We start from the raw sequence: 6,372 nt of genomic DNA, 5'->3' as shown, positions 1-6,372 counted from the left end.
GGCCGGCGTCTGGGCGCACCCGTCCCGCCCGAGCGCGGCCCGGCGGCCCGTCCACCCGTGACGGCCCGCCGGGCCGCGCTCGCTTTTTCCGGGCCCGGCGGATTACCGCCGCCCCGAGGGATATATCGGCTCTCCCGCTAATCCCGGCCCGCGTATTTCCCGGCACCGTCCGACGGCATTACGGGTAATGCCGTCGGACGGTGCCGGGAAATACGCGGGCCGGGATTAGCGGGAGAGCCGATATATCCCTCGGGGCGGCGGTAATCCGCCGGGCCCGGAAAAAGCGAGCGCGGCCCGGCGGGCCGTCACGGGTGGACGGGCCGCCGGGCCGCGCTCGGGCGGGACGGGTGCGCTCAGACGCCGGCCTCGACCACGGCGGAGGCGGGCAGCTCCATCAGAATGGTGCGCCGGGGGTTGGCGGTCCGGTCGGGGAGGTCGGTGGGGTGCTCGGGCAGCTCGGCGATCCGCAGTTCGCCGGCGTCGTTCAGGTGCGCCAGCGTCGTGCGTCGCGGGTTCGCCGTCGTCTGGAACATCATCGTCGTCTTCACCGTTGTCGTCCTGTGGCGTCGTGATCGGGTGGGAATGGGCAGAGCCGCTCATCCTGTAAAGCGTCAGGCTAAACATGCGAATCCCCGTCACTCACGTGAACCACCCGCGATCGGGGTGTGAGTTTGCTCACTACGAGCCATACAAATGGGTCAATTCAGACTGCGGGCCTTGGGCGATGAAACGGACATTGGTCGACTGAACCCACCATTCCGCTCCTGATCATGGCGACTGGGACACCGTTCGAGGGTCCCGCACGGGCGCTCGACTCGCCGGAATTGCCCGCCTATACGGGTGATCCGGTTCCACCCGTCGTGACCTCCGGATCACGCGCCGTCACGTAGGTCACAGCTCGGGCTACGTCCCTTGTTGGAGATCCGGCACTGTGCTGGAATGCCACGGACCGCCGCAGGAACGAGCCGGCGCAGGGGGCGCGACGCCGCGCCGAGTGGCGGTGAGCAAGGGGGGAATCCAGCGCCGGTCACTCAAGACCACACGGGGGGCGTATTCAGGGCGCCCTTCATGACGCCGACACCGTGTCCCGCCGTTCACGCGGAGGGGCGCCTGGTCCAGAGGTTGCGACGCTAGTGCAGGGACGTTTCAAGAGGGATGGCAGCGCTTCGGCCGAGCCGGAGCCGCACGGCGGGACCGACCGTGGTTCCTCGCACCAGCACGCCCAGAGCGCCGGCAAGGGCCCGTCCGGCGACAACGGCGAGCGCGGGGGACGCCCCGGCGCGTCCGCCCCGGCCGGCGCGTCCGGCACCAAGCCCGTGGCGCCCGCCGCGAAGACCGTGAAGAGCACGCCCAGCACCGGTTCCCGGGTGGCGCTGCGCAACTGGCGCATCTCCACGCGTCTGGTCTCGCTGCTCGCGCTGCCGGTGGTCGCGGCCACCACGCTCGGTGGTCTGCGCATCGGCGACTCGATGGACGACATCAAGCAGCTCGACAACATGAAGCTGCTGACCGAGATGACCCAGCGCGCGACCGAGCTGGCGCACGCGCTCCAGGAGGAGCGCGACCAGTCCGCCGGTCCCCTGGCGCACGGTCTCAAGTCGTCCGACTACACGGTCAAGGGCTTCCGCGACAAGACGGACAACGCGAAGAAGACCTTCGAGGACTCCGCCGAGGACATCGACGCGGCGAGCAAGGACGGCAACCTCCAGGGCGTCCGCGACACCCTGGTCGGCCTGGTCTCCCAGCTCGACTCACTCGGCAAGATCCGCCGGGACGCGTACTCCTCCGAGGGCAACTCGACCCAGACCGTCGAGGCGTACCACCGGCTGATCACCCAGCTCATCGACCTCTCCCAGGACATGGCCGAGGCATCGAGCAACCCGGAGATGATCCAGCGCACCCGCGCCCTGGCCGCGTTCTCCACGGCCAAGGAGTACGCCTCGGTGCAGCGAGCCGTCATCGCGGCCGCCCTGCCCGCCAGCAACGCCACCAAGGGCGACCTGTCGACCAACGACCGCCTCTACGGCGAGGCCGCGTACGACAGCGAGGGCTCCGAGCTCAACATCTTCCGCAAGGTCTACGCGAGCCAGGGCGCCGAGGAGATCCTCAAGCCCATCGACGAGAACAACCCGACGATCCAGGCGGCCGACCTCTACGCCAAGCGCGTCTTCGACTCGCGCGACGGCCTGGCGGGACAGCCGGCGCGCTCGTACCTGGACTGGATGGACGACAGCTCCACCAAGATCCAGCAGATGAAGAAGATCGAGCACGAGCTGCTCGACAGCATGGAGCAGAAGGCCCGCCAGCTGAAGGCGACCTCCGAGCAGGAGGCGATCCTCTCGGGTGTGCTGATCCTGCTCGTGCTCGGTGTCTCGCTGGTCGGCGCGTTCGTCGTGGCCCGGTCCATGATCCGCTCGCTGCGCCGCCTCCAGGACACCGCCACCAAGGTCGCCCAGGACCGCCTGCCCGAGCTGGTCAAGCAGCTCTCCGAGTCCGACCCGCAGGACGTGGACACGTCCGTGGAGTCGGTCGGTGTGCACTCGCGGGACGAGATCGGCCAGGTGGCCGCGGCCTTCGACGAGGTGCACCACGAGGCGGTCCGACTCGCCGCCGAGCAGGCGCTGCTGCGAGGCAACGTCAACGCGATGTTCACCAACCTCTCGCGCCGCTCCCAGGGTCTGATCCAGCGTCAGCTCTCGCTCATCTCCGAGCTGGAGTCCCGCGAGGCCGACCCCGACCAGCTCTCCTCGCTGTTCAAGCTCGACCACCTCGCGACCCGCATGCGCCGTAACGGCGAGAACCTCCTCGTCCTCGCCGGTGAGGAGCCCGGCCGGCGCTGGACCCGCCCCGTCCCGCTGGTCGACGTGCTCCGCGCCGCCGCCTCCGAGGTGGAGCAGTACGAGCGCATCGAGCTGGCGTCGGTGCCGAGCACCGAGGTCGCCGGCCGCGTCGTCAACGACCTCGTGCACCTCCTCGCCGAGCTGCTGGAGAACGCCACCTCGTTCTCCTCCCCGCAGACCAAGGTCAAGGTCACCGGTCACGCGCTGCCCGACGGCCGCGTGCTGATCGAGATCCACGACACCGGCATCGGCCTCTCCCCCGAGGACCTCGCCGCGATCAACGAGCGCCTCGCCGCGCCGCCCACCGTGGACGTGTCGGTCTCCCGCCGCATGGGTCTGTTCGTGGTCGGCCGTCTGTCGCAGCGCCACGGCATCCGCATCCAGCTCCGCCCGTCCGACTCCGGTGGTACGACCGCGCTGGTCATGCTGCCCGTCGACGTCGCCCAGGGCGGCAAGAAGCCCGCTCCGGGCAAGGCCGGCGGTTCCGGCTCCGGTGGCGGTCCCGCCGCCGCGCAGGCCGCGGCCGGTGCCGCGGCGGCGCGCCGGAACAACGGCGGTGGCGGTGGTGGTGCCCTCGGCGGCGCCCCGGCCGCCGGCGGACGCCTCACCGGCGGCCCCGGCCAGCGCGGCCAGGTCGGCGCGGGCCAGGGTCCGCGCGCGGCGCTTCCCGGCACCGGGCAGAACGGCGGCCGTCCCGGCGGCCCCGGTGGCGCCCGTGGGCCGCAGGGCCCCGGTGCCTTCCAGCAGAACCAGCCCAGCCAGCAGAACCAGCAGAACCGTCCGGCCCCCGCCGGCCAGGGTCCGGGTGCCCCGCAGGGCATGCACACCGCGAACCCCGGCGGTCCGCAGCAGGACGCCTTCGGTGGTCGCGGGCCGGCCCAGCAGCAGCGCGGTGGCGCCGGTGCCGGTGCCGAGCAGGGGCGTCAGCCGCAGCTCCCGCCGCGTGGTGGCCCGCGTGCCGAGCTGCCCGGTGGCAACCCGGCCTCGCGTGCCTCGCTGGACGTGCCGCGCGGCCACGACGAGCAGGACGCGTCGCAGACCGCGCGCATGCCGCGCATCGATGACCGGCAGGGCATGGGCGGCACCGCCGAGATGCCCCGCATCGACGCGCAGGACCCGTCACAGACCGGGGGCTTCCCCCGCCAGGACCTGTACGGCGCGGGCGACCAGCAGCAGCACACCGGGCAGTTCGCCCGGCCCGGCGTCAACGGGGCCCAGCCCACGGGGCAGTTCCAGCGTCCGGGTGCGGGCGACCAGCAGAACATGGGCCAGTACCAGCAGCCCGGCGCCCAGCAGGCGGGCGGCTACGGCCGTCAGCAGGGCGGCGACGAGTACACCCGCCCCGACCTGTTCGGCGGCCCCCAGGGCCAGCAGCAGGGCCAGCAGAACCCGCAGGCCCCGCAGCACACCGGCCAGTTCCCGGTCCAGCAGGGCTACGACGCGTACCAGGCCGGCCACACCGGCCAGCACGCGCTGCCCGGCCGCCCGGCGCAGCACCAGAACGGCAGCCAGGCCGCGCAGAACCCGAACCAGGCGGGCAACACCGGCCAGTTCGAGCAGCAGCGGCCCGCCGCCCCGCAGCGTCCGGCGCGTCAGGCGCCCGCCGACAACTGGGCGCTGCCCCCGGCCCCCGCCGGCAACACCGGTGACGGCCGTACCCCGCTGTACGACACGCTGGAGACCAACTGGTTCCAGCAGGAACAGCAGCAGTCGGAGTCCGCTCCGGCCGCCCCTCAGCAGCCGCAGGCGCAGGCCCCCACGCCCGCCCCGCAGCAGTCGTCGTCCACCACCGGCTCGTGGCGCACCTCTCCGAACGACGAACTCGTCCGGCAGGCGGAGCGCGTACGACAGCCCGCGGCGGGCGGTGTCACCACCTCCGGTCTGCCGCGCCGTGTGCCCAAGGCGAACCTCGTCCCGGGCACGGCACAGCAGCAACAGCACCACAGCGGTCCGCAGGTCTCCCGTGCGCCTGACGACGTACGCGGCCGGCTGACCAATCTCCGTCGGGGTATCGCTCAGGGCCGTCAGGCCGGGGGCGGCCAGACCGGCAGCTTCCCGAGCCCCACTCACCAGCAGGAGCGTTAGTTGAGTCCGATGAGCCAGGCGGCACAGAACCTGAACTGGTTGATCACCAACTTCGTGGACAACACCCCAGGGGTGTCGCACACGGTGGTGGTCTCCGCCGACGGCCTTCTGCTGGCGATGTCCGAAGGCTTCCCGAGGGACCGCGCCGACCAGTTGGCGGCCGTCGCGTCCGGTCTGACCTCTCTCACGGCCGGGGCGTCCCGGATCTTCGAGGGTGGCAGCGTGGCGCAGACCGTCGTCGAGATGGAACGCGGCTTCCTGTTCCTCATGTCCGTCTCGGACGGGTCGTCCCTCGCGGTCCTCGCGCACCCCGAGTGCGACATCGGCCTCGTGGGCTACGAGATGACCCTGCTCGTCGACCGGGCGGGCGCGGTACTCACCCCGGACCTGCGCGCCGAACTACAAGGCAGTCTGCTCCACTGACCCACCCCGGCACCACCCAGCACACGAAACAACCGTCCGGCCGCCACAATCCCCCCACCGGCCCCGTCAGACGGCACGACTGACCAACTTGCTGTCCCGCCCGGAGGATTCATGACCCCGCCCAACGCCTCTCATGATCCGTACGCGGAACCGTACGGCGATGAGGGCGACCAGCCACTGGTACGTCCTTACGCGATGACCGGTGGCCGGACCCGGCCGCGCTACCAGCTCGCCATCGAGGCGCTGATCAGCACCACGGCCGACCCGGCAGCGCTGATGGGAATGCTCCCTGAGCACCAGCGCATCTGCCACCTCTGCCGGGAGGTCAAGTCGGTCGCGGAGGTCTCCGCGCTCCTGGCCATGCCCCTCGGCGTGGCCCGCATTCTGGTGGCCGACCTCGCCGAGGCCGGCATGGTCGCCGTTCACCAGCCGGGCGGCGACGAGAACAACGGCGGCGCTCCCGATGTGACGCTGCTCGAAAGGGTGCTCAGTGGACTTCGCAAGCTCTGACTCGGGGCGGGCCACGACCTCCGCCAAGATCGTGGTGGCGGGCGGCTTCGGCGTGGGCAAGACCACGTTCGTGGGCGCCGTCTCGGAGATCAACCCGCTGCGTACCGAGGCCGTCATGACGTCCGCGTCGGCGGGCATCGACGACCTCACCCACACCGGGGACAAGACCACCACCACGGTGGCCATGGACTTCGGCCGCATCACCCTGGACCAGGACCTGATCCTGTACCTCTTCGGTACGCCCGGTCAGGACCGCTTCTGGTTCATGTGGGACGACCTGGTGCGCGGTGCCATCGGCGCGGTGGTGCTCGTGGACACCCGCCGGCTCGCGGACTGCTTCCCGGCCGTGGACTACTTCGAGAACTCGGGTCTGCCGTTCGTCGTCGCCCTCAACGGCTTCGACGGTCAGCAGCCGTACAACCCGGACGAGGTCCGCGAGGCCCTGCAGATCGGACCCGACGCCCCGATCATCACGACCGACGCCCGGCACCGCTCGGACGCCAAGAGCGCCCTG

The 6,372-nt window shown here is 71.3% G+C and carries 5 protein-coding genes; 4 read left to right on the top strand and 1 reads right to left on the bottom strand.

All coding sequences use genetic code 11. From position 1 onward, the window contains the following. Positions 1-353 precede the first annotated feature (353 nt). On the bottom strand, positions 354-548 hold the full coding sequence (locus tag CCN33_RS20695) for a hypothetical protein (protein WP_086695064.1): 195 nt from the start codon (positions 546-548) through the stop codon (positions 354-356). Positions 549-1,133: 585 nt separating this feature from the next. Between CCN33_RS20695 and CCN33_RS20690 the strand changes: the two genes are divergently transcribed. The 4 genes from CCN33_RS20690 to CCN33_RS20675 form a co-directional block, all read left to right on the top strand. Then, positions 1,134-4,925 carry a sensor histidine kinase gene (locus tag CCN33_RS20690; RefSeq protein ID WP_208621813.1) on the top strand — a complete coding sequence of 1,264 codons (3,792 nt, stop codon included), beginning with the start codon at positions 1,134-1,136 and terminating at the stop codon, positions 4,923-4,925. A 9-nt stretch (positions 4,926-4,934) separates the two neighbouring features. Further along, the gene (locus CCN33_RS20685) at positions 4,935-5,348 is read left to right on the top strand and encodes a roadblock/LC7 domain-containing protein (RefSeq protein ID WP_020128762.1); all 414 of its coding nucleotides are present in this window, start codon (positions 4,935-4,937) and stop codon (positions 5,346-5,348) included. Between the two features lie 111 nt (positions 5,349-5,459). After that, positions 5,460-5,858: a DUF742 domain-containing protein gene (locus CCN33_RS20680; RefSeq protein ID WP_030808431.1), complete on the top strand. Its 399-nt coding sequence runs from the start codon at positions 5,460-5,462 to the stop codon at positions 5,856-5,858. After that, positions 5,839-6,372, top strand: a 534-nt coding sequence (locus tag CCN33_RS20675; RefSeq protein ID WP_107483969.1) for a GTP-binding protein, incomplete at its 3' end; no start/stop codon positions are given. The genes CCN33_RS20680 and CCN33_RS20675, both read left to right, overlap by 20 nt.

This window comes from Streptomyces recifensis, from assembly GCF_002154615.1.
In the GTDB taxonomy this organism is placed as follows: domain Bacteria; phylum Actinomycetota; class Actinomycetes; order Streptomycetales; family Streptomycetaceae; genus Streptomyces; species Streptomyces griseoluteus.
This window is presented reverse-complemented; position numbering and strand designations above follow the sequence as displayed.